Genomic DNA, 2,515 nt, shown 5'->3' on the forward strand with positions numbered 1-2,515 from the left:
GCATCAAACCAAATCCCATTTTCTGCTGCTGATTTAGACGCATCTATTTCCTCTGATGGAACTTTTCTAAAAGCAATCCGCACAAAACTGCTACTATCATCTTGTATAGAACAAGGCACATTCCCCGTCAACACATAATTTCCATCCTCTAGTTTCACATCTTGAGGCAATTCCAACTTCAATATTCCTTCTTTTTTAACTTGAATTTTTTTTTGCCACAAGGGATTTGCTACAAATGGTTGGGTCAGAGAAATCTCCAGTTCAGATGAAGGAACTTCATCCCACCAGAACATAAAAGTGGGTCGTTCCAAGGCTGTTGTCCCGATGTGGTCCGAGGGAGCCAGAATCTTAAATTGTGCTATATTTTCTTTGCAACCTCGATTAGTGGTTGATTGTGTTTGCTGTTGTTCCTGGCGTTTATCAGGTTTGTATGTATTAGCAGATAATTCAAATGTAGAAAGAGAAAGCAAAATGAACAGACTGAACAGACTCATTAAACAACGCATTAGAAAAGCAATTTTTTTTATTTTCGTTTTTTTTACTATTATCCTAACTCAATCAAATGCTTTAGGGCAACTTGACTTAGAACTCATTCAAAACCTTTATGAACAAGGTCAATTCAAAGACGTTATTGAAAATTTAGCCTCTTATCAAGATGACAATAATCCACTAATTCATGAATATTTAGCCTCTAGTCACGAAGCCATTGGTCAATTAGACTTTGCCATTTTCCATTGGGAAAAAGCAATTGAACTTTACACACAAAAGAAAAATGTAAATAAAGCTGTACAATTAGGCCTTGTCAAAGCGCAAGTTCAAATTGAAGCAGGAGATGCACAAGAAGCCCTTTTTCTCCTACCACAACTTCCTATATCCCCCCAAGTGTTCGCTCTCAAAGGAAATGCTTTTCTGGTGCTAGGAGAATATGAAAAAGCGATCGCTAATTTTCATTCTGCCTTGGAACTCCCTTCGAGTATTAAACTCAGATTATCCATTCTCACCAACTTATCGCAAGCTTATGAAAAAAATACTCTTCGATTAAAGCAACAACAACAACTATTACTTCCACACCAAGTAAATGAAAGCCCGCAATTGAACAGACAAATTATTCAAAGTCAGCAGTTGGCTAAGACTACCGCTCAAGAAGCTTGGCAACTGGCACAAAGATTTACCGCTCCTACCTATCCCACTGTGAGAGCTTCCTTAGCATGGCTACCTTATCTCTCGAAAGAGAAGCAACAACAGACTTTAGCAGATGTAAAAGTTGCCTTATCAAATTTACCCCCCACTCATCAAACAGTGATTTTATGGCTTAATCTTGGAGATATTGATGGTGATCTTGAAGCCATATCTGAAGCTCAGAAGATTGCTATAGCTCTTAATGATCTTCAGGGCATGGCGATCGCTAACAGGAAATTAGGAGAATATTTTGAAATCCAACACGAATACAGTTCAGCCTTAGAATATACTCAAAAAGCCATTCAATATGCTCACGCACGACTGTCTTATGAAGAACTTTATCGTGCATCGTGGCAACAGGGCAGAATTCATGAGGCTATGGGAGAAAAAAGAGCGGCGGAACTCGCTTATGATCAGGCAGTTTATAGTCTCAATCGAATACGCAATAAATTAATTGCAGCTTCTAGGGACGTTCAGTTCAATTTCCAGCAAGAAGTTGCCCCAGTTTATCGAAATTATATCTCTTTATTATTAGAAAATCCTAATAATAAAAATCTTCAAACTGTTACTCAGATTTTTGATTTATTTCAACTGGCTCAGCTTGAAAATCTATTTAAAGATACTTGTTTTGATGAATCAAGTCGGGATATAGAGCCATCAGCGATTTTACAAAAAAATGAAGTTGCTACCATTAATACTATTATCTTACCTAATTCTTTTCACATTATTCTCCATCTTCCACAAGGAACATACTATCATATTGAATATAAACTAACGGAGAAACAACTTGTCCAAAAGATTCAAGAATGGCAAAAAAAATTAATTGATATCAATACAAATAAGTATTTAAAGTCATCTCAATATTTTTATCACTTATTAATAAATCCTTTTGAAGATATATTAACTCAATCTCACGTAAAACAATTATTATTTATCAATGATGGCTTATTAAGAAACTTACCCATGTCGGCGTTATATGATGAGAAAAATAAGGCTTTTCTCATTCAAAAATACCCAATTAGTAATAGTTTAGGAAAAAAGTTTTTAACAGATTTCAAGGAAAAAAAATTCCCACTCATTGCTTTTGGTTTAGCAGAATCTCGTCCCCCTATAAACAAACCCCTTCCTAATGTAACAGCTGAATTACAAGACATAAAAAGTATTTGGAGAGCGAATACTTATCTTGATCAAGAATTTACCAAAGAAAAGTTAATACAAACATTAAAAGAAAAAAAACCTAAAATTTTGCATATTGCTACTCATGGTATCTTTACAGGAGATTTAGAAACAACCTATTTACAATCTTATGATCGAATAATTAACTTAAATCAATTTG

At 35.0% G+C, this 2,515-nt stretch carries 2 protein-coding genes; one reads left to right on the forward strand and one right to left on the reverse strand.

The window, feature by feature from the left end; all coding sequences use genetic code 11:
• Window positions 1–470, reverse strand: a 470-nt coding sequence (locus tag P9B04_RS20335) for a DUF928 domain-containing protein (RefSeq protein WP_342056795.1), incomplete at its 3' end; no start/stop codon positions are given.
• A 1-nt stretch (window position 471) separates the two neighbouring features.
• Here P9B04_RS20335 and P9B04_RS20340 point away from each other — a divergent pair.
• On the forward strand, window positions 472–2,515 hold a 2,044-nt coding region (locus P9B04_RS20340; RefSeq protein ID WP_342056796.1), incomplete at its 3' end, for a CHAT domain-containing protein.

It is taken from the genome of Crocosphaera sp. Alani8 (assembly GCF_038442745.1).
Classification (GTDB): Bacteria; Cyanobacteriota; Cyanobacteriia; order Cyanobacteriales; family Microcystaceae; genus Crocosphaera.